Here is a 21,366-nt window from a genome sequence, read left to right as displayed (position 1 = left end):
CGGCCTGCCAACCCTCCTCGCGCGGAAAATAGGAGAGCGGTACCGGATTTGCCAATGGGGTTGCCAAGGGCGTGGAGTCGGCGCGTACAATGTGAGGCTGAGGCGAAGACGGACGCCCTTCGACGGGCGAGCGGTTCATGAGTGGTTGATCGAGGCTTCGGACCGTATCCGATCACGACGATCGGGAAGAGGGGAGCGAGGATGACCTGGTCCCGGCTCGACCGGCGCGACCGCGCCGCGGCTCCGTCCCGAACCTTCGGAGTCTTCCTGGTCTGCGTGGTCGTCCTGACGGCGGCGGCCCGAGCCCAGATCCCCGGGCGGAGCGCCTCGAAGTTCTACCCCGATTCCAGCGAGGCCGCGGAATCCCTGCTTCGCAACGCCGCCAATCACGCCAGATCGAGCCAGTGGTCTGAATCCGTGGCCATCTATCAGCGGATCATCGACCAGTTCGGCGACAAGGTCGCACGGCTCCCCCGCGACCTGGTCGCGCCCGTCGGCGAGGCGGCCCCCAACGCGAACGCGGCCCGCCGCGACGACGACTTCACGCTCTACGTCGACCTCCGGGCTTACTGCCAGCGCACCCTGGCGGGCCTCCCGCCCGAGGCTCTGGCGGCCTACCGGACCCGGCGCGACCCCCAGGCGGAGCGCTGGTACAGGGAAGGCAAGGAGCGCCGCGACGCCTCGCTGCTGCGACGGGTCGTCGACGAGGCGTTCTGCACCTCGTGGGGCGACGACGCGCTGGAACTGCTGGGCGACCTGGCGTTCCAGGACGGCCGGTTCGGCGAGGCCGTGGCGATGTACCGTCGCCTCGTCCCCGACGATCCGGCAAGCCCCCTGAACTTCGTCCACCCCGACCCATCCGTCGACCTGGTCCGCGTCGAGGCCAAGAAGATCCTGGCCCACGCGGCCCTCGCGGGGGCGCCGGCCGTGGCCGATGAGGTCGCGACGTACGCGAAGCGGCGGGGCGAAGTCGCCGGCACGTTGGCGGGCCGGAAGGGTCTCCTGGCCGAGAGTCTGGCGGCGGCGGTCGCGTCCGATTCGCTGGCCCCGCCGGCCCAGAGCGACGCCCGCTGGCCGACCTTCGGCGGGTCGCCGACGCGGGACAAGGTTTTGGCCGAGGCGGTCGACGTCGGTTCGATGCAGTGGCGGGCGCCGCTGGATCGGATCACCCCAGCGCGCGGGGGCTATCCGGGGCCTCGGGGCATGGGTCAGGGGGCGTCGTTCCCGCCCGACCGCTTGCTGGGATATCATCCGATCGTCCTGGGCGACCAGGTGGTCGTCTGCGACGGCTCGAAGGTGCTCGCCTACAACCTGAGCGACCGGCCCGACGCCTCGGCCGAGGACGCCGCGGCGACGGTCCAGCCTGCGTGGACCTACGACGCCGAGGGGGGCGACGCGGGCCTCCAGGCCAAGCAGCCGTTCTGGACGGCCCCGCGGTACACGCTCACGGCCGTCGGCCGTCGGATCTACGCCAGGATGGGCCCGTCGGCCCCGAGCTTCCCGAACATCCCGAGGATGGCCATGCGCGACGGCGGCGGAGGCGCGGGGAGCTGCATCCTCGCCCTGGACCGCGACCGGCCGGGCGACAAGAAGTTGTGGATGCGGCGTTCGAGCGAGCTCTCCCTCCCCGACCGGCCGGGCGACCAGGGGAGCCGGACCGTCGCCTTCGAGGGGGCTCCCGTCGCCGACGCGCGGAACGTCTACGTCGCCGTCACCGACCGCCGCGAGCAGACCGCGACCTACGTCGCCAGCTACGACGCGGTCGACGGTTCGCTCCGCTGGATCCGCTACCTGGGGGCCGCCGCGTCCGAGAACGACGCGTTCATGGGCATGATGGGGGTCGGGACGGGCGACCCCGGGAGCCGCCTCCTGTCGCTCGACGGCCCGGCGCTCTACTACCAGACGAACCTGGGCGCGGTGGTGTCGCTCGACGCCGAGACCGGCTCGATCCTCTGGGTGGCGACCTACCCGCGGCACGAGACGGGGCGGGGCGCGGCTGCCAGCGAGCGCGACCTGAACCCGGCGGTGGTCCACGACGGCACCGTCTTCGTCGCGCCCGGCGACGCCTCGGCGATCTTCGCGTTCGACGCCCAGACGGGGCGGCTGCGATGGAAGACCGAGTCGATCCCGGAGGACGTGAAGATCGCCCACCTGCTGGGCGTGGCCCAGGGCCGGCTGGTCGCCACGGGCGACCGCGTCCTGCTGTTCGACGTCCGCGACGGCCGGCTGCTGCACGCCTGGCCCGACGCGGGCGGCCGCGAGGGCTTCGGCCGGGGGCTGCTCGCCGGGGGTCGGATCTACTGGCCGACCCGGACCGAGATCCACATCCTCGACCAGACGACCGCGACCCTGGTCGCGCCGCCGATCCGGCTGGCCGAGACCTACCGGACGACCGGCGGCAACCTCGTGGCGGGCGACGGCTACCTGATCGTCGCCCAGAACGACGGCCTGACCGTCTTCTGCCAGAACAGCCGGCTGATCGAGCGTTACCGCGAGGAGATCGCCCGCCGCCCCGACTTCGGGCCGGCGCACTACCGGCTGGCGCGGGCCGCCGAGGCGGCCGGGGGCGCGGACCTGGCGCTGGCGTCGTACGAGGCCGCGGCCCGGCACGCCAGGCCGGCCGAGACCGTCGACGGGGCGCCCCTGATCGAGGCGGCGCGGGACCACGAGTTCCGGCTGCTCCTCCGGGTCGCCGCCGACCTCCGGCGCGACAAGAAGCCCGACGAGGCCCTGACGCGTCTGGAGTCGGCGACGAAGGTCGCCCGCGAGCCGCTGGACCGCCTGAAGGCGCGGCTGACGCTCGCGGAGGCGTACCTCGACCTGGCCCGGCCGGCCGAGGCCGTCGACGTCTTCCAGCAGCTTTTGGGGGACGACCGCCTGGGGGCCCTGACCGTCGCCTCCGACGACGGTCGCCGCGGCGTCCGGGCCGACCTGTTCGTCGGCGACCGGCTCGCCGCCGTCGTCCGCGAGCGAGGGCGGGCGTCCTACGCGGAGTACGACCGCCGTGCCCGCGAGCTGTACGAGAAGGGCCGGCTGAACCGCGACGCCCGGCTCCTGGCCGAGGCGGCGCGGGCCTTCCCGGCCGCCGAGGTCGTCCCCGACGCGCTGATCGCCCTGGGCCAGGCGCTCGAGGCCGAGGCCCGGCCGGCCGAGGCCGCGACCGTCTACAAGCGGCTGCTGGCCCTGTCGTCCCCGGACGACGAGGCCCGCGCCCGGGCCCTCTGGCGGCTCGCCCGCGCCTACGAGGCGCAGGGGTTCCTGGTCCCGGCCCGCGACGCCTACCTCCGCCTGCAGGCCCGATTCCCCGGCGTGCGGATCGAGGCCGAGCCGGGGGCGAAGGAGGCGGACGCCGCCGAGCTGGCCTCGGCCGAGCTGGCCCGCGAGCCCCTCGCCCGGATCGCCGCCGACCGCGCCCGGCCGTCCTCGCCCTCGCCTTTGGTCCGCCGCTGGCTCTGGCGCGGGGGCGACGGGGCCGACTCGTCCCGGCCCGTGACCGCCGTCGGCGTCCCCCCGGCCGTCGATTCGGGCCGGACCTTCCTCGCCTCCGCGACGGCCCTCGCGGCGCTCGACCCGGCCGGCGGCGAGGGCCGCTGGACGGCCGACCTCGGGGCCCGCGCCGCCTGGGTCGGCTACCTCGCCGACAAGCTCGTCGCCGCCACCCCGGCCCGCGTCCTGGGGCTCGACGCCCGCACCGGCGCCGTCCGCTGGCGGTTCGGGCCCGAGGCCGAGCCCGGCGCGCGGCCCGGCCTCGACCCCTTCGCCCGCGACGCGGCCCCCAGGCCCGACGCGCCCGCGGCCGGCGAGCCCCTCGCGGCGCCGCTGCACGGCTTCCAGGCCGTCGGCGGCCGACTGTTCGTGCTCCGCGGCGACGACGAGCTGCTGGCCCTCGACGGCGACACGGGGCTGGTCGACTGGTCGTTCTCGGCCCGCGGAGGCGGCATCAACCCCCTCGTCTGGATCGGCCCGGAACGGCTCGTGATCCAGACCGGGAAGCCCCTGGAGATCGTCGTCCTGGAGACCGAGACCGGCCGCGGCGTCTCGCGCCGGCCCCTCGCCGAGGGCGAGTCGCTCCAGCGGGCCGCCGTGCCGCTGGACGACGAGCACGCGATCGTTGTCACCGACCGCCGGACCGTCAAGAAGCTCGACCTGACGCGCGGCCAGTTCGACTGGGACTACCGCGAGAGCGCCGAGCTGCCGGTGAACGGCCCCCCCCGGCCGATCGTCGACGCCGAACGCCTGCTGGTCATCCACGACGGCCGGACCCTGGTCCGCCTCGACCCGGTCGGCGGCCTGCGGCGCTGGTCGGCGCTCCTCGGGGTGGACGACCTCGGCGAGCGTCCGGACGCCTCGGCGATGGACGAGCGGCGGTTCTTCTGGTCCAGCGAGCAGCAATTGAGGGCCCTGTCCCTGGAAGACGGGACGACCCTCTGGAGCCGGCCGCTGGCCGGGCCGAAGCTCGTCCGCTGGTCGATCGCCCTGAGCGACCGCGCGGTCGTCGCCTATCCCGAATCGTCGGGCATGGCCGAGGACGCGACGGAGTCGCTCCCGGTGGTCGTCCGCCGCCAGGCCGACGGCGCGCTGGTCCAGCGGTTCATGCTGCCAGCCCCGATCGAGGACGTCGCGCTCCGCCTCGACCCCCGCGGCGCCGTCGTCGCCACGCCGCACGCCCTCTGGGCGCTCGGCGACCGCCCGGCCGCCGGGTTCGCGCCATGAGCCGACGACGGCCGGGCGGACGCCCCTGACATCCCGCGGCCGACCGCGATACACTACCGATCCGGAGGCCGGACGGCCCCGCAGCGACCAACCAAGGGAGGACCCCGCGTGAGCGACGCCGACCCCAAAGACCAGGAAGCCCCCGCGACGCAGGGCCCCCCGCCCGGCCAGGACGACCTGGCGGCCGTCGAGCGCCTGAAGTCCGCCTACGACACGCTCCTGGCCGAGATGAGCAAGGTGATCGTCGGCCAGAACAAGGTGCTGGAAGAGCTGCTGATCTCCATCTTCGCCCGGGGCCACTGCCTGCTGATCGGCGTCCCCGGCCTGGCGAAGACCCTGATGATCCACACCCTGTCCGACGCCCTCAACCTCACCTACAACCGGATCCAGTTCACGCCCGACCTCATGCCCTCGGACATCACCGGGACCGAGGTCATCCAGGAGGACAAGGCGACCGGACTCCGCCAGTTCAAGTTCCTCCGCGGCCCGGTCTTCGCCAACATCGTGCTCGCCGACGAGATCAACCGGACGCCCCCCAAGACCCAGGCCGCGCTCCTGGAATCGATGCAGGAGCGGCAGGTCACCGTCGGCGGCGAGCGGCACCGCCTGCCCGACCCGTTCTTCGTCCTGGCGACCCAGAACCCGATCGAGCAGGAGGGGACGTACCCGCTCCCCGAGGCCCAGCTCGACCGCTTCATGTTCAACGTCCTCGTCGACTATCCCGAGGAGCACGAAGAGGTCGACATCGTCCGGATGACCACGAGCGCGACCCGGCCGTCCGTCAGCAAGGTCCTCTCGGCCAACGAGATCCTGGCGCTCCAGGAGATCGTCCGCCGCGTGCCGGTGGCCGACCACGTGGTCAAGTACGCCGTCCGCCTGACCCGCGCCACCCGTCGCGACCGCGACGAGGCGCCCACGTTCGTCCGCGACTACGTCAGCTGGGGCGCCGGCCCCCGCGCCAGCCAGTACCTGGTCCTGGCGGCCAAGGCGCGGGCCGTCCTCCACGGCCGCTTCCACGTCTCGATCGAGGACGTCCGATCGGTCGCCCAGCCGGTCCTCCGCCACCGCATCATCACCAACTTCAACGCCGAGGCCGAGGGCCTCAAGCCCGACGACGTGGTGGAGCGCCTGATCAAGACCGTCCCCGTCGACGAACGCGAGGCCGAGCAGAGTGGAAAACTACCAAAGCTATTTAGATCCGCAAACGCTAGCTAGCGTCGAGGGCCTGGACCTGCAGGCCCGCCTGCTCGTCGAGGGCTACGTCGCCGGCATGCACCCCAGCCCGTACCACGGATTCTCGGTCGAGTTCGCCGAGCACCGCGAGTACGTCCCCGGCGACGACGTCCGCCACGTCGACTGGAAGGTCTGGTCCAAGACCGACAAGCTCTACCTCAAGCAGTACGAGGAGGAGACCAACCTCCTCCTCTACCTGCTCCTGGATACGAGCGAGTCGATGGCCTACGCCGCCGAGGGCCGGGTCTCGAAGTTCAAGTACGCGCAGTTCGTCGTCGCGGCGTTGGCCTACCTGGTCCTCCAGCAGCAGGACTCGGTCGGCCTGGCCCTCTTCGACGACGCGGTCCGGCGCTATTTGAAGCCGGCGGGCCAGCCATCGCACCTGAAAGAGGTGATCCACCTCCTGGACGTCACCCCCGCCCGCGACAAGTCGGACCTGGGGGCCGTGCTCCACGACCTGTCCGAGCGGTTCAAGAAGCGCGGGGTGGTCGCGATCTTCTCCGACCTGCTCGACGACCCGACGAAGGTCCTCGCCGGGCTGAAGCACTTCCGACACCGCCGCCACGAGGTCGTCGTCTTCCACGTCCTGGATCCCGACGAGGTCGATTTCCCGTTCCGCGACCCGACCCTGTTCCTGGGCATGGAAGGCCTCCCCGACGTCGCCGCCGACCCCGTCGCCCTCGGGGCCGCCTACCGCAAAGAGGTCGCCGCGTACCTCGACGCGCTCAAGAAAGGCTGCCGGATGATCGACATCGACTACGTCCCGCTCCGCACCGACCAGCCCCTCGACCTGGCCCTCTCCGCCTATCTCGCGGCGCGGGCCTCGCGCACGCGCTAGCCCGAGCGGAAACCCGTCCGAGCCCCGAGTTCCCGTCCCCTAAAAGGTGTCCATGCCCACCTTCGCACCGCTCCTGGCCCTCGGATTCGCCAACGCAGGGCTCCTGTACGGGCTCGCGGCGGCGTCGATCCCGATCCTGATCCACCTGCTGAACCGCCGCAAGCGGCGCGAGGTCCGGTGGGCGGCCATGCGGTTCCTCACGGCCGCGCTCGCCAAGAACCAGCGGCGGATCCGGATCGAGCAGTGGCTGCTGCTGGCGCTGCGGTGCCTGCTCGTGGCCCTGGTCGTCGGCGCGATGGCGAAGCCGTTCCTGGAGACGTTCGGCAACGTCATCCCGGGGCGTCGGACGCATCGGGTGATCGTCATGGACGCCTCGATGAGCATGGCGGCCAGGGCCGGCGGGACGACCCGGTTCGACCAGGCCAAGGCCGTCGCGGCGCAGCTCGTGAAGGACTCCCGCCGCGGCGACGCGATCAGCCTCGTCCTCATGGGCGACCCGCCGCGCGTCGTCGTCGGCGACCCGTCACCCAACCTCGACGAGGTCCGCAAGGAGGTCGGCGAGCTGACGCAGGGGCAGGGCGGGGTCGACCTGGCGGCCACCTTCGAAGCCGTCGAACGGGTCCTCGAAGCGTCGACGATCTCCCAGAAGGAGCTGGTCTTCCTCAGCGACCTCCAGTCGACGAGCTGGCGGCCCCGCAACGGCGACGCCGGGGGCGACGAGGGCCTGAAGCGGGCGATCGCCAAGATCGAGGCCCGCCGGCCCCGGTCGACGGTCATCGACCTGGGCAAGGCCGGCGCGGGCAATCGGGCCGTGGTCGGCCTGTCGGCGAGCCCGCCGGTCGTCACGCCCGGGACGACCGTCGTGGTCACGGCCCTGGTGCGGAACTTCGGCCCTTCGCCGTTCCAGGGCGTCCGCGTCCGGCTCACGACCGACGGCCGCGTCGGGCCCGAACAAGTCGTCGACCTGCCCGTCGGCGAGGACGTCCCGGTCGTCTTCAACCAGCAATTCCCCGCGCCGGGGGACCGGGTGGTGGAAGCCTCGATCGACGAGGATTCGCTGCCCCCCGACGACCGCCGGCTGCTGGTGGCGACCGTCCGCGAGGCGGTCCGCGTCCTGCTCGTGGACGGCGACTTCAAGACCGAGGCGTTCCAGGCCGAGACCGATTTCCTCGCCCAGGCGCTCGCCCCCGGAGAGGAGTCGGGCGACCAGCCCGACCCGATGCGGGTGGAGGTCGTCCCCGAGAGCCAGCTCGCCCGTCGCGACCTGGGCGCGTACGACGTGGTCGGGCTCTGCAACGTCGCCCAGTTCAGCCCCGTCGAGGTCAAGGCGCTCGAGGACTTCCTGGAGCAGGGGGGGGGCGTCGTCGTCTTCGGCGGCGACCAGGTCTCGGCCGAGAACTACAACCGCCTGCTGTTCGCCGACGGCAAGGGCGTCCTGCCGGCGTCGATCGGCGAGACCGTCGGCGACGCCGCGAAGAAGGAGGCGGCGTTCCGCTTCAACCCCCTGGGCTTCCGCCACCCCATCCTGGCCGCCTTCCGCAACCAGGCCGACCCGGTGGTCGCCGGCCTCACCCAGACGCAGGTCTGGAGCTATCACAAGCTGACGATCCCCAAGGACTCGACGGCCCAGGTCGCGCTGGCCTTCGACGACGGCGACCCGGCCGTGATCGAGGCGCCCCGCCGCCGCGGCAAGGTCTTCCAGGTCGCCCTCCCGGCCGACATCGGCTGGTCGAACTGGCCGGCGCACCGGAGCTATCCGCCGGTCATGCACGACCTGGTCATGGAAGCGGCCTCGGGCCGGCAGGCCGAGCGGACGATCCGCGTCGGGCGGCCTTTCGACCAGTCGTTCCCCGCCGCCGCGGCGGGGGCCCCGGTGACGATCATCCCTCCCGGCGGGGGCGGAGTCGCCGTCAAGCTCAAGGCCGAGGGGGGGCTCGCCCGGCTCCACTACGAGCAGACCGACGCCGCCGGGGCCTACCAGGTGAAGCTGGGCCCGCCGGTCGCGACCGAGCTGGCCTTCGCCGCCAACCCCGACCCGGCCGAGAGCGACCCGGCCAAGCTCGAGCGCGCCGGGCTCGCCGAACGCCTCCCCGGCTGGAAGTTCGTCCTGCTGGACGACGGTCGCGAGCTGGCCCGGAGCGCCGCGTCCGTCGGCCGTCGCGGCGAGCTGCACCGGCCCCTGCTGTTCGGCGTCCTGGCCCTGCTGATGCTCGAGTCGTTCGCCGCCTGGCGGTTCGGCCGCGCCGGGTCCCGTTGACGTTGATTTGAAGAGGTCCTCGTGCTGTTGATACGAACCGCGACCGCCCGACCGAGGGACGCCTGAGTTGATCGACTCGCTGCTCCAGTACCTGGCCGACCGCATGGGCGTGGAACCTCCTCGCGCCGGGGAGGCCGTCGCGCCCCACATCCGGTTCGAGCAACCGTGGCCGCAATGGGCCCTCCTCTCGGTCGTGGTCGGCGGCTCGGCGTTCGTGATCTGGCTCTACCGCCGCGAGACCCGCGCCTCGGGGCTCATGAAGGCCGTCCTGGCCTCGCTCCGGATCGCGCTCATCCTCCTGACGGTGTTCCTCCTCTCCGAGGCCGCCCTCTCGGTGGACCGCACCGGGCTGCCGTACCTCGCCTTGCTCGTCGACGACTCGGCCTCCGAGCAGATCGCCGACCAGTACGAGAAGCCCGAAGCCCAGGCCCAGGCCGCCGCGCTCGCCGCCGACGCGGTCGCGAAGGCGGCCTCGGCGCCCGGCGCCCCCGGCAAGGCCGAGCCGAAGAAGGCCAAGGACGACGAGACGACCCGCCTGGCGGTCGCCAAGGGCTTGCTCCTCAATGACGACGCGGCGATGCTCCGGACGCTCCAGAAGCAGCACCGCGTCCGGCTGTACCTGGTGTCCAACGCGACCCGGCTCCTCGCCGAGATCGACCGCCCCGAGGACGTCGCGCCGGCCGCCGAGAAGCTCCGCGCCGTCGAGCCCGTCGGCGCGCAGACCCGGCTCGGCGACGGCCTCCGCCAGGTCCTCACCGAGCTTCGGGGGGCTCCTCCCTCGGCCCTGATCCTCGTCAGCGACGGCCAGACCACCGAGGGCGAGCCGCTCGCCAAGGCCGCCGAGGTGGCCGCGCGAAAGGGCGTCCCGCTGTTCGCCGTGGGCGTGGGCAGCGCCGAGCCGGCGCGGGACCTGGAGCTGACCGACCTGCTCGTCGATGACGTCGTCTTCGTCGACGACGCCGTCCGCTTCCAGGCCAAGCTCTCCGCCCGCGGCTTCGAGGGCAAGAAGGTCGTCGTCCGCCTCCGCGAGCGGCCCGCGGGGGCCAAGCCCGACGAGCCCGGCCGCGAGATCAAGTCGATCGAGGTCGACGCCCCCCCCGACGGCAAGCCCGCCCGGGTCGAGATCGTCCACGACCCCAAGGAGACCGGCGACAAGTCGTTCGTCCTGGAGGTCGAGCCCCGCCCCCGCGAACTCCAGGTCGACAACAACCGCATCGAGCGCACCGTCTCCGTCCGCAAGGAGAAGCTCAAGGTCCTGCTCGTCGAGAGCGAGCCCCGCTACGAGTTCCGCTACCTGAAGAACTACCTGGAACGCGAGGAGACGATCGACCTGTCGGTCGTCCTGCTCTCCTCCGACCCCGAATACAGCGAGCAGGACCGGTCGGCCATACCCGTCTTCCCGGCCTCGAAGGAAGACCTGTTCGCCTACGACGTCGTCCTCTTCGGCGACGTCGACGCCAGCTACCTCAGCCAGACCCAGATGCGGAACCTCTCGGAGTTCGCGACCGAGAAGGGGGGCGGCGTCCTGTTCATCGCCGGCGAGCTGTTCAACCCCCTCTCCTACCGCGGCACCCCGCTGGAAGCCCTGCTGCCGATCGAGCTGGCCGACGCCCGCAACCCGTCCGCCGTCGGGTCTCCGGTCGCGCCCTTCCACCCCGAGCTGACGCTCGAGGGCCGGACCAGCCCGATCTTCCGCTTCGGCGGCGACGAGGCCGAGAGCGCGCGCATCTGGCAGGACCTCCCCGAGTCGTTCTGGTACCTCGAGGCCCCCCGCAAGAAGCCCGGCGCGCTGGTGCTCGTCGACCACGCCTCGGCGACCGGCAGCGACGGCAAGCTGCCGCTGATCCTCTACCAGTTCGCCGGCTCGGGCCGGACGATGTTCCACGCCTTCGACGACACCTGGCGCTGGCGGTTCCGCTCGGGGGACAGGTATTTCGGCCGGTTCTGGGTCCAGACGATCCGGTTCCTGGCCCGCTCGCGGCTGGCCGGCAAGCGCCAGGCCGAGCTGCAGACCGACCGTCGCGCCTACGAACGCGGCCAGCCGATCCAGATCCGCGTCCGCTTCCCCAACCCGGGGCTCGTCCCGCTCGACGACGAGACCTCGGTGCAGGTCGAACGCCAGGGGGGCGCGGGCCGGACGCTGAAACTCCGCCGCTCGCCCACGGCGCGGAACGTCTTCGAGGGCGTCCTGTCGCAGGCCGCCGAGGGCGAATACACCGCGCGGCTGCTGCCCCCCCCCGTGCTCGACGGGCCGATCCCCACCGCCGGGTTCCGCGTCGAGTCGCCGGCGGGCGAGTTCGAGAAGGTGCAGATGAACGAATCCGAGCTGCGCCGGGCCGCCGCCGCCACGGCCGGCGCGTACTATCCCGCGACGGCCGCGGCCGGCCTCCTGGGCGACCTGCCGAAGCCCTCGAAGGTCCCCCTGGAGACCGACCCGCCGATCCCGCTCTGGAACTCGTGGCCGATCCTGGCCCTGTTCCTGACGCTGCTGGCCTCGGAATGGATTCTGCGGAAACGGGCGCGGATGGTATGATGAACGACATGCCACCTCGCCCGATGCTGGACCCAAGTCACCGCCGCCGGCCGGGTGCCGGCGCGTCTCCGGGAGGGTCTCGATGAGCCGGTCTCGCACACGACTGGAAACGCGCCTGACCTCGCTGCGCAACCGCGTCCGCCGGCTGCTGCTGGCGCACGGGGCGAGCCGGGTGCTGGCGGTCGCGGTCCCGCTGATCCTGGCGGCCGGCCTCGCCGACTGGGCCTTCCACCTCGACCCGACGGTCCGGCTCGCGATCCTCGCCGCCATCGCCGCGGCGGCCGGTTGGACGGCCTGGCGCCGCGTCGTCCGACCGGCGATGGTCCCGTTCGAGGACCTGGACGTCGCCATGCGGATCGAGGAGCGCTGGCCCGGGCTCGAGGACCGGCTCGCGAGCACCGTGCAGTTCCTCAAGCTCCCCGCCGACGACCCCGCGTTCGGCTCGCCGGCCCTGCGCGAGGCGACGATCAAGCAGGCGATGGCCGAGGTCGAGACGCTCGACTTCCGCGAGGTCGTCGACACCCGCCCCATCGTCCGCGCGGCCTCGCTCGCGGCCTCGGCCCTGCTGCTGGCGGCCTCGGCGGCCGTGCTCGACCCGACCTCGGCGGGGATCGCGGCGCGACGGCTCTTCGCCCCGTTCGCGGGCGACCGGTGGCCCCAGCTCACGCACCTGGCGCTCGATCGCGCCGCCACCACCTTGAAGCTCGCCCGCGGCGACGCCTTCAGCCTCGTGGTCCGTTCCGGACAAGGTAGCCGCGTCCCCGATTCGGCCCGGGCCGTCTATCGCTTCGCCGACGGCGAGACCGTCACCGAGGTCCTGTCGGCCGTCGAGGGGGGCGAGTTCCGGGGCCGGATCGAGACCGTCGATCAGCCGTTCACGTTCTCCGTGTCGGGGGGCGACGACGGTTCGTCGATCCGCGACGTGGCCGTCCGGGTCGTGACCCCGCCGGCCCTGGCGCGCACCGACGTCCGGCTGACGCCGCCCGCCTACACGGGCCTCTCGCCCCAGACGCTGGCCTCGGGGCTGACCTCGTTCAAGGTGCTGGAGGGGACCCGCGTCGAGATCGACGCCGCGGCCGACAAGCCGCTCTCGGCCGCCACGATGCACCGCAGCGACGTACCCGACGCGACGGCCGCCTCGCTCGACGCGATCGCGACCGGGTTCCAGACCGCGTTCACCCCGGCGGGCGATCTGACGTTCTGGTTCGCGCTGGCCGACGTCGAGGGGTTCACCAGCCGCGAGGCCGTCCGCTACGACGTCCGGATGGTGAAGGACGAGGCGCCGAGGGTCGCGATCGTCGATCCCAAGACCGACCGCGACGTGCCGCCCGACGCCAGGATCCCGGTCGCGATCGACGTCGACGACGATTATGGGATCCACTCCGTCCGGATGCTCTTCCAGGTCGCCAGCGGCGACTCGGAGCCCCACGACGCCGTCGCCCTGCCGCTCTGGTCCGCGCCCGAGGCCGACCCGGCCGGCGTCGGCCCGGGATCGGCCGGGACCGCCGCCGCATCCTCGACGGCCATGGTGAAGCACCAGTCGGTGAAGCACGACTGGGACCTCGCCCCCCTGAACCTGCCCCCGGGCGCGATCGTCACGTTCCACGCCGACGCCCGCGACTTCGACGCGATCGGCGGGCCGAACCTCGGCAAGAGCCGCGAGCTGCGGCTGCGGATCGTGGCCAAAGAGGAAGCCGCGCGGCAGTTCGACGAGGCCCGACGAGCCCTCCGCGAGGAGGTCGCCCGCACCCTCGCCATGCAGAAGCAGGCCGCCGCCCCCGTCGCCGACGCCGCCCGCGCCCTCGACCAGGCCGGCGCCCTGTCCCGCCCCCAGCGCGACGAACTCGACAACGCCGGCCTCGTCCAGCGACAGGTCGCAGGCCGGCTCAACAACCGCGAGGACGGCCTCGAACGCAACCTCCGCCGCCTCCTCGACGACCTCCAGAACTTCAAGCTCGACAACGCCCCCGCCAGGGAACAGATGGAACGCATGCTCGCGCAGCTCGACCAGATGCGCGACAAGAACCTCGGCCCGGCCGAGCAGGCCCTCTCCCGCGCCCGCAAGAACCTCGACGCCGCCAAGGACAGGGCCGAAACCGACCCCGCCAAGGGCCGCGACGGCCAGCCGACCGAGGGCCCCAAGGACCAGGCCGGCGACACGTCCAAGAAGGCCGGAGAGGCGGCCAAGGCCCAGCCGGGCGAGTACGCCAAGGCTCAACCGGGCGACGCATCCAAATCTCAGGCGGGGGATCAGGCCAAGGCTCAGTCCGGCGATGCGGCCAAGTCCCAGGCCGGCGAACAGGCCAAGAACGAGCCCGGCGACGCCTCGAAATCCCAGTCCGGCGACGCCTCGAAGAGTCAGCCGGGACAGCCGGCGAAGACTCAGCCCGGCGAGGCCGCGAAGCCTCAGCAAGGCGGCTCGCAGCCGCCGCGCGAGGCCGCCAAGGAGGCTCTCGCGCAGGCCAAGGAGAACCAGGGGGCCATCGCGAACGAGCTGCAGAAGATGCTCGACGATCTCGGCGAGTTCGAGACCTATCGCGGGGTCGTCAAGGACGCGCAGGACCTCCTGAAGAAGCAGGAGGAGGCGATCAAGCAGGCGACCGACGCCGCGGCGAACATGAACCTCGCCGGGAAGGACCAGGGCGACCTGTCGCCCGAGCAGAAGGCCGACCTGGCGAATCAGGGCGCGCGACAGAAAGAGCTGGCGAAGGGCCTGCAGGACCTCCAGGACAAGATGGACCAGATGGCCGGCCGGCTCGACCCGTCCGACCCGCTGGCCGCCTCGGCCCTGCGCGAGGCCGCCCAGGCCAGCCGCGACGCCCAGACCGCCGCCAAGATGGAGGAGGCCGCCAAGGGGGTCGAGCAGAATCGGATGGGCGAGGCGCGCGCGGGCCAGGAGGCCGCCAAGCGCGACCTCAAGGAGCTGGTCGACCTCGTCCAGAACCGCCGCGAGCGCGAGCTGGCCCGGCTGGTCAAGGAACTCAAAAAGGCCGAAACCGACCTGCGCGACCTCCGCGCCCGCCAGGCGAAGAACCTGAAGGCGACTCGCGACGCCAAGAACATCGCCGACGCCCAGAAGCGCAAGGAAGAGCTGCAGAAGCTCGGCAAGGAGCAGGCGCAGATCCAGCAGGAGCTGAAAAAGCAGCTCCAGAAGCTCGCCAAGCTCAACGCCGACGCCGCCTCGAAAGCCGGCGGCAAGGCCGCTTCGAAGATGAGCAAGGCCCAGGAACAGATGGACGCCGACAACGCCGAACAGGCCGGCGGCGAGGAAGAGGAAGCCCTGGCCGACCTCAACGACGCCCAGGACGAGCTCGAGCAGACCCGCCGCGACGCCGAGGAGAAGCTGGCCAACGAGCAGCTCGCGCGGATGGGCGACCAGCTCAAGTCGCTCGCCGAGCGGCAGTCCAAGCTGGTCGGCGACGCCGAAGGCTTCGACAAGCTCCGCCGCGAGGCCGGCGACCTGACCCGCGGCCAGCGGGTGGGGGTCCGCAACCTCGGCCAGGTGCAGGGCGGCCTCAAGGACGAGACCGGCGACCTGGTGAAGCGACTCGACGGCGCCCCCGTCTTCGCCCTGACCCTCAAACGCGCCTCCGACGACATGGACGCCGCCGCCGCCGGCCTCGCCGCGCTCAAGACCGACGGCTCCACGCTCGACCCCGCCCGCGCGGCCGCCCGCCGTTTCGAGCAGCTCATGGAGGCCCTCAAACGCGACGACGGCAAGAACGGCGGCCAGGGGGGCGGGGGCGGCGGCGGTGGCGGCGGGGGGGGCGGCGGCGGGGACGGAATCCCCGCGACGGCCCAGGTCAAAATGATCAAGGCCCTCCAGCAAGAGATCAACGACCGCACCGAGACCCTCGACGAGCAGAAGCGTCGTCGCAAGGAACTCGCCCCCGAACAGGTCGCCGAGGCCGAGCGCCTGGCCGTCGATCAGGGCGCCCTGGCCGACATCGTCCGCGACATGACCCGTCCCCGCCGCGACGACGGAGAGGAATGAACCCATGCACGAGAATCTCATCAGAACGACGTCGCCCGCCGCCCGAGTCGGCGGAATGACGCGGCTCGGCCTGGCCCTCCTTGCCGCGTACGCCTTCTTGGGCCCCGACCCGGCCCGAGCCCAGGATCCCTCGGCCGACGCGGCCCTCGACGCCCTCATCAAGGAGATCGACGAGGACAAGAAGCCCGCGGCCAAGCCCGAGGAGCCCAAGAAGCCCGACGCCCCGGCGGCGAAGGGCGACGAGAACCCCAAGCCCCAGGCCCCCGCGGACGACGCCAAGCCCGACGACAAGTCCAGGCCCAAACCCAGGCCCGACGAGCTGTCCGGGAAGGACAAGGACCTGGACGCGCTCCTCGAATCGCTGGGCCAGACCAAGGACGAGCCGACCGCGAAGGACGAGCGCAAGCCCCCGGGAGGCCCGGGCGACGAGGACAAGGACCAGGGTTCGGGCCAGGGCGACAAGGATCAGGAGAAGAAGGACCCGAGCCAGGGCGGCGATCGCCGTCCCAGGCTGACCGACAAGGACAAGGCCATCGACGAGGAGCTGGAAGAACTCTCCGGCCGCCGCCGCAAGCGCAATCAGCGCGAGGAGGGGCAGGGGGAAGGCTCCGGCCCGATGGGCGAGATCATCAAGGAGATGCGCGACGTCGAGAAGCGCCTGGGCGAGCCCGACACGGGCGACGAGACCCGCGGCCGGCAGCAGCAGCTCGTCAAGCGGCTGGAGACGCTCATCGAGCGCATCCGCCAGGAGAGCCAGCAGCAGTCGAAGATGACGCAGCGTCAGACTCAGCAGCCGGGGGGCAAGCCCGGCGATCAGCCGGGCGATCAGGACGGCAACAATCCCGGCGGCGCCCCCAACCAACGGCCCCGCAAACCCACCGACCAGAGATCGCTCGCCGGCGGCAAGGACGCCTGGGGCCACCTCCCTCCCGAGCTGAGGCAGGAGATGGAGAACGTGTCCAAGGAAGACTCGCTCCCCAACAGCCAGGAGCTGATCCGCCGCTACTACCTGTCGGTCTCCCGAGGCAAGCTCAACCGAGGGGAATGACGCCATGATCCTCCCAAGCCGCATCCTCTGCCTCGTCGCCGCGACCTCGGTGCTCGTCGCCTCCCCACTCGCCGCCCAGGAGGCCCCGAAGGCCGAACAGCCGGCGGCGAAGCAGGAAGCCCCGGCCCCCAAGGGCGAGGCGCCCAAGGCCGAGCCCGCGAAGGGCGACGCGCCGAAGGCCGAGAAGGCCCAGTCCGTGGGCGTCTTCGGCGAGGCCGTGCGCGGGGACGTCCCCGACGGCACGCGCGAGATGCTCACGCCCGAGGCCGATCGAGCGATCCAGAACGGGCTCGCGTGGTTGGCCCGGTCGCAGCAGCCCGACGGCTCGTTCGGGAGCGGCACCTACCGCGGCAACATCGCCGTCACCAGCCTCGCCGGCCTGGCCTTCATGGCGGGCGGATCGTCGCCGGGCCGGGGCCCCTACGGCTCCCAGGTCGACAAGGCGCTCGCCTACGTCATGGCCAACACCTCGCCGGCCGGCTTCATCGCCGTGGCCGCCGCCTCGACCCACGGCCCCATGTATTCGCACGGCTTCGGCGCGCTCTTCCTGGCCGAGGCCTACGGCATGACGCGCCGGGCCGAGATCCGCGAGAAGCTCCAGAAGGCCGTCCGTCTCATCATCGACACCCAGAACCACGAGGGGGGCTGGCGCTACCAGCCGGTGCGCCACGACGCCGACATCTCCGTCACCATCTGCGAGATCAACGCCCTGCGCGCCGCGCGGAACGCCGGGCTGTTCATCCCCAAGGAGACGGTCGAGGCCTGCATCAAGTACGTGAAGCAGGCGCAGAACCCCGACGGCGGCTTTCGCTACATGCTCCAGGGGGGGGCGAGCGCGTTCCCGCGTTCGGCGGCCGGCGTCGTCGCGCTGCAGAGCGCCGGGGTCTACGACGAGAAGGAAGTCGCCGAAGGCGTGGCCTATCTCAAGCAGTTCATGCGCGAGATCAAGCTGGGGAGCCGCTACAGCCACTACTTCTACGGCCACTATTACGCCGCGCAGGCCATGTGGATCCGCGGGGGCGACGACTGGAACGAGTGGTTCCCGGCGATCCGCAACGAGCTGGTCCATCGCCAGTCCGCCGCCGGCTACTGGAACGACAGCATCTGCAACGAATACGGCACGGCCATGGCCCTGATCATCCTCCAGATGCCCAACAACTTCCTGCCGATCTTCCAGAGATGAGGCGCGAGGGCGTGCCGCCCCGGACGTGGATCACCATGCGTAAGCACCTTTGCATTTCCTTGCGACTCGCGGCGGTCCTCGCCGCGTCGGGGGTCGTCGACGCGTCGCGAGCCGAGGGCCCCGACCTCGCCGGCCCGGCATTCGAGACGCTGACGACCGCGGGCCCCGGGCCGTCGGGGCGGATCACATTGCTGGCGGTCGACCGGATCGAGATCTCGCCCGCAGAGAGCCCGCCCAGGGCGTTCGCGACGACCGAGCTGGTCCACCTGTCGCGCGAAGCGGCGACCTCGACGGGAGAAGGGGCCTACGTCGTGCTCCCCGAAGGCGACCGGGTCGTGCGGGCGCTGGTGGGCTCGGCGACGGACGCCAAGGTCGAGGTCCAGGCGCTCGCGCTGGGCAAGGCCTCGATGCCGCTCGACGCGGTGCTCGGCCTGGTGCTGAATCCGCCGAGCGACCCGGATGCGTTCGACCTGCTCGTCCGCCGGCTCCGCACGGAGGCCCGGACCAGCGAGGTCGTGTGGCTCGCCAACGGCGACCGGGTCGCCGGCTCTTTCCTCGGCATGGACGATCGCGTCGTCCGCCTGCAGGTCCAGGGCGCGGCCCGCGAGCTGGCGCGCGACGGCGTCACCGCCGTCGGCTTCGACCCGGCCCTGGTCTCCTATCCGAAGCCGGCCGGGCCTTACCTCGAAATCGGCATGCTCGACGGTTCGCGGCTCGGGCTCGTCGAGGTCAAGCTCGAGCGGGGTCGGGTTTCCGGCGCGACCCGCTTCGGCGTGCGCATCGACGTCCCGCTCGCCGACGTCGTCCGCGTCGCGCCCCGCACGCCGACCGTCGCGTACCTGTCGGAACTCCCGGTCGAAGCCAAAAGCTACGTGCCCTACTTCGACCTCGTGCGGCCGTTTCAGGCCGACGCCAGCGTGGAGGACCGTCCCCTGCTCCTGAACGGAAAGACGTACGATCGAGGGATCGGGACGTCGAGCCGGACGCTCCTGGCGTTCAAGATCCAGCCGGGCGACCTGCGATTCCAGGCGACCGTGGGCGTCGACGAACGCGCCGGCGCGCTGGGAAGCGTCGTCTTTCGCGTCCTGACCGACGGCAAGGTCCGGTACGCCAGCCCTTCGCTCACCTACCGCGACGCCCCGGTCGCCGTCGACGTCGACCTCGAGGGGGTCAAGCATCTGATCCTCGCCACCGAGTTCGGCGAGCGCGGCGACGTCCGCGACCTGGCCGATTGGGTCGAGGCCCGGATCATCCGCCGTCCTTGACGCCGCGCCGATCGTCGCCGAAGCCGTACCCACCGAGGCGAGCCAGCCCTATCATGTCCGACCCCAGCACCATCGGCCGATCGACCGCGGCGAAGACGTCGGAGCCCATGCCGAACGTGCTGGGCCACGTGGCGTCGTCGGTCGTGCACAGCGTCATCAACCATTTCAGCGCCATCGTGAGCCAGGCGGAGATGCTCAAGACCCGCGCCTTGCCCGCCGAAGAGGTCGCCCGTCGCGCCGACGCGATCATCGGGGCCGCCCTCGTGGGCTCGACCCTGGGCCGGCGGCTCGCCGAATACAGCCGACGCGCGACCACCGCGGACCTTCAGCCCGTCGACCTGGACCGCCTGATCGCCGACCGGCTCGAAGCCCGACGCGAGGACGCCCCGGCCGGCGTCGCCCTGGCCGCCGACCTCTCCGCCCGCGCCGTCTTCCCCGGCGACGCGCCGCGCCTCGTCATCATGCTGGACTGCCTGCTGGACAACGGCTTTGAAGCCTTGGACGAGATCGGAGGCGGCGTCCTGACGGTGTCGACGCGCCTCGACCCGCTGGGCTGGCTTGAGCTGGACGTCCGCGACGACGGCCCCGGCATGGCTCCCGACGTCCTCGAGCAGGCGCTCGAGCCCTTCTTCAGCACCAAGCCCGACCACCCCGGACTGGGTCTCCCCCTGGCGCGGAGCCTGTGGCGGCGCCACCGAGGCGCTTTCTCGATCGACGCGCCTCAGGGACGCGGCACCCTCGTCCGCCTCACCCGGCCCCCGGCCGAACCGCCCTCTTCAACCTGACCGCTCCGACGACGAGGCGTCGTGGCCCTGCGAGTGCGGAGGGACCTCTGAGGCCCCGAGCGGCGACCGCATCCCCTCCCGAACGGAGCCTTCGGGACCGTGAAGACGCCGAGCCTTCGCCCTCCCCGCCTGGGGCCGCGGCGAAGGCCCGCGATCGACGGGATCAGCGAACGCCCAGGAGTTCGACCTCGAACAGCAGCGTGGCGTTCGGCGGGATGACGCCGCCCGCACCCCGCGCGCCGTAGCCGAGCGAAGGGGGGATTCGCAGCTCACGCTTCCCGCCGACCTTCATGGATCCGACGCCTTCGTCCCAGCCCTTGATGACCTGGCCGACGCCCAGGGTGAACTCGAACGGCTCGTCCCGATCGACCGAGCTGTCGAACTTCTCGCCCTTCTTGCCGTCTTCCCAGAGCCACCCGGTGTAGTGCATCTTGCACTTCTGCCCCTTCTTGGGAGCGGCACCGTCCCCTTCCTTCGTATCCTTGTACTCCAGGCCGCTCTCGGTCTTCGTCATCTCTTTCTCCTTCTCGCCCTTCTTCCCGTCCTGGGCCGAGGCCGGGATCGAGAAGCTCAGGGCGAACAGTCCGGCCAACGATGCACAAAGCAGCGTCCGGGCCATCGCTTCGGCGGTCTTCAAGCGAAACACTCCTTCCCAACGTCAACTTACCCGCGTCCCTCCACGTCAGGGATCGCGACGAACGCCGAAGCTACCATATCCCTGGGCCCCCGAAAACCACCCCGAAATAGACCTGTACAAATTTCTCATGGACAACACGGCGGACACCGATATACTGCACGTCCGTATCAAGCCCGTGTTGTTCTCAAGGGTTTTCTGGCATGCCCAGTCGCGAGATGTTCATCAAGCCTATGAAACGGGCCCAGGACTAGGTGGCGAGCTTCGAGACCGATTCCGCGCCGGCCACGACCGGTTTTCGACAAGGTTCCGCCGGGGGCGGCGAATATTTCGGTGAACATTCGCGTCTCCAACAGCGTCTTGACGGAAACGATGAAGCCGACCCGAGTGGACGCGTCGTGCTTCGTGGCCTAGATGACTTGCAGAGACGGGGACGAGTCAGGACGGGCGGGAGGTGCTCCCAAACGATGCAACGATGATCTTGCGTCGCCCACTCGGGTCTCTCGCCGACTGAATCCTGCAACGGATCCCATGGCCACGATCGCGACGACGACCTCTCACCGCAAGGACGTCTTTGATGTTGACCCCAGTCCCCACGAAACGCTGGAAACGGCCGTCCGCCGGCCCTGCGGAGAGTATGGTCCCCACGGCCGCCGAAATGCCTTGCGACGCCCCGACCGAAGAGTTCTTTGCGGCTCCCGCCTCCTCGGCCGGTGAGGTCGCCGACGTCCTGCGCCGAACGACCTTGAAGGCGCACCACGCCTTGAAGGAAACCCACCCCAACCTGGAGACCCTCCGAGCGATTCGCGCCGAGGTGACCGGGCTGGAAGGCGATATCGAGCGGCTCGGGCTGCGAGGTCTCGGTCCGTTCATCGGCTCTCTG

At 71.5% G+C, this 21,366-nt stretch carries 11 protein-coding genes; 10 read left to right on the top strand and 1 reads right to left on the bottom strand.

Going from position 1 to position 21,366, the window contains the following annotated elements; translation table 11 throughout:
• Positions 1 to 201: 201 nt before the first annotated feature.
• The 10 genes from PZE19_RS17270 to PZE19_RS17225 all read left to right on the top strand — a co-directional run bounded on the left by PZE19_RS17270 (position 202) and on the right by PZE19_RS17225 (position 19,849).
• Positions 202 to 4,713, top strand: a complete 4,512-nt coding sequence (locus tag PZE19_RS17270; protein WP_277861871.1) for an outer membrane protein assembly factor BamB family protein — start codon at positions 202 to 204, stop codon at positions 4,711 to 4,713.
• Between the two features lie 108 nt (positions 4,714 to 4,821).
• Entirely contained in the window at positions 4,822 to 5,928 is a 1,107-nt protein-coding gene (locus tag PZE19_RS17265; RefSeq protein ID WP_438269973.1) for an AAA family ATPase, read from the top strand.
• A complete protein-coding gene (locus tag PZE19_RS17260) occupies positions 5,885 to 6,784 on the top strand; it encodes a DUF58 domain-containing protein (RefSeq protein WP_277861870.1) in 900 nt (299 codons plus the stop codon). Before PZE19_RS17265 ends, PZE19_RS17260 begins: the two co-directional genes overlap by 44 nt.
• A gap of 52 nt (positions 6,785 to 6,836) precedes the next feature.
• The gene (locus tag PZE19_RS17255) at positions 6,837 to 9,041 is read left to right on the top strand and encodes a BatA domain-containing protein (protein WP_277861869.1); all 2,205 of its coding nucleotides are present in this window, start codon (positions 6,837 to 6,839) and stop codon (positions 9,039 to 9,041) included.
• Positions 9,042 to 9,108: 67 nt separating this feature from the next.
• Positions 9,109 to 11,574, top strand: a complete 2,466-nt coding sequence (locus PZE19_RS17250) for a VWA domain-containing protein (protein WP_277861868.1) — start codon at positions 9,109 to 9,111, stop codon at positions 11,572 to 11,574.
• 82 nt (positions 11,575 to 11,656) lie between these two features.
• Positions 11,657 to 15,568, top strand: coding sequence for a DUF4175 family protein (locus PZE19_RS17245; protein WP_277861867.1), 3,912 nt, complete (start codon positions 11,657 to 11,659; stop codon positions 15,566 to 15,568).
• A gap of 4 nt (positions 15,569 to 15,572) precedes the next feature.
• The gene (locus PZE19_RS17240) at positions 15,573 to 16,616 is read left to right on the top strand and encodes a hypothetical protein (protein WP_277861866.1); all 1,044 of its coding nucleotides are present in this window, start codon (positions 15,573 to 15,575) and stop codon (positions 16,614 to 16,616) included.
• Between the two features lie 4 nt (positions 16,617 to 16,620).
• Positions 16,621 to 17,799 (top strand): prenyltransferase/squalene oxidase repeat-containing protein, encoded by a 1,179-nt coding sequence (locus PZE19_RS17235; protein WP_277861865.1) that lies wholly within the window; start codon positions 16,621 to 16,623, stop codon positions 17,797 to 17,799.
• Positions 17,800 to 17,834: 35 nt separating this feature from the next.
• A complete protein-coding gene (locus PZE19_RS17230; protein WP_277861864.1) occupies positions 17,835 to 19,064 on the top strand; it encodes an NPCBM/NEW2 domain-containing protein in 1,230 nt (409 codons plus the stop codon).
• 53 nt (positions 19,065 to 19,117) lie between these two features.
• The gene (locus tag PZE19_RS17225) at positions 19,118 to 19,849 is read left to right on the top strand and encodes a sensor histidine kinase (protein ID WP_277861863.1); all 732 of its coding nucleotides are present in this window, start codon (positions 19,118 to 19,120) and stop codon (positions 19,847 to 19,849) included.
• 163 nt (positions 19,850 to 20,012) lie between these two features.
• Here PZE19_RS17225 and PZE19_RS17220 read toward each other — a convergent pair whose 3' ends face one another.
• Entirely contained in the window at positions 20,013 to 20,468 is a 456-nt protein-coding gene (locus PZE19_RS17220; RefSeq protein ID WP_368411365.1) for an FKBP-type peptidyl-prolyl cis-trans isomerase, read from the bottom strand.
• Positions 20,469 to 21,366 lie beyond the last annotated feature (898 nt).

Source organism: Paludisphaera mucosa (assembly GCF_029589435.1).
Classification (GTDB): domain Bacteria; phylum Planctomycetota; class Planctomycetia; order Isosphaerales; family Isosphaeraceae; genus Paludisphaera; species Paludisphaera mucosa.
Note: the sequence above shows the minus strand (reverse complement) of the source record. Positions and strands in the feature narration are given on the sequence as shown.